Source organism: Anaerotignum faecicola (genome assembly GCA_024460105.1).
Taxonomy (GTDB): domain Bacteria; phylum Bacillota; class Clostridia; order Lachnospirales; family Anaerotignaceae; genus JANFXS01.
The window spans coordinates 1-398 of record JANFXS010000517.1 but is presented as its reverse complement, the minus strand read 5'-3'; the positions used below and the strand labels follow the sequence as shown (position 1 = coordinate 398).

Sequence of the window (398 nt, the reverse complement as noted above, 5' to 3'; positions counted from 1 at the left end):
CAGTTCTTCCACGGCCTGCTTCTGGAAGCTGTCGTCCGTCATGGCCTTCACAGACTCCAGCTTCTGTCTCTCCCGATCTCCGTCATAGACCGGTCTGCCGTTTTCAATCTTATATTCCGCCACATCACCGCATAAACGCATGCGTTCTTCAAACAGGGTCACGATTTCCCTGTCGATCTTATCCAGTTGTTTTCTGATTTCCTGTAAATCGAATGTACTCATAAATCCTGTCCTTCTGCCAGCTGAAGCGTAAGCATGGCCTTTATCTGTTCTTCTGTATAGGCGCCCGGGAATTTCTTCACTTCCGGCGGAAGTTCCTTTGTGTGGAACGGTTCTCCAAAGGTGATGGTCACATGGGACGGTTTAATCTTCGGAAAATGCTGTTCAAAAACTTCTGC

At 48.2% G+C, this 398-nt stretch carries 2 protein-coding genes; both read right to left on the bottom strand.

The annotated features are described in order from the left end of the window. On the bottom strand, window positions 1-222 hold a 222-nt coding region (locus NE664_15170; protein ID MCQ4727972.1), incomplete at its 3' end, for a chorismate mutase. Beyond that, a partial coding sequence (locus NE664_15165; protein ID MCQ4727971.1) for a 1-acyl-sn-glycerol-3-phosphate acyltransferase occupies window positions 219-398 on the bottom strand: 180 nt, incomplete at its 5' end. The genes NE664_15170 and NE664_15165, both read right to left, overlap by 4 nt.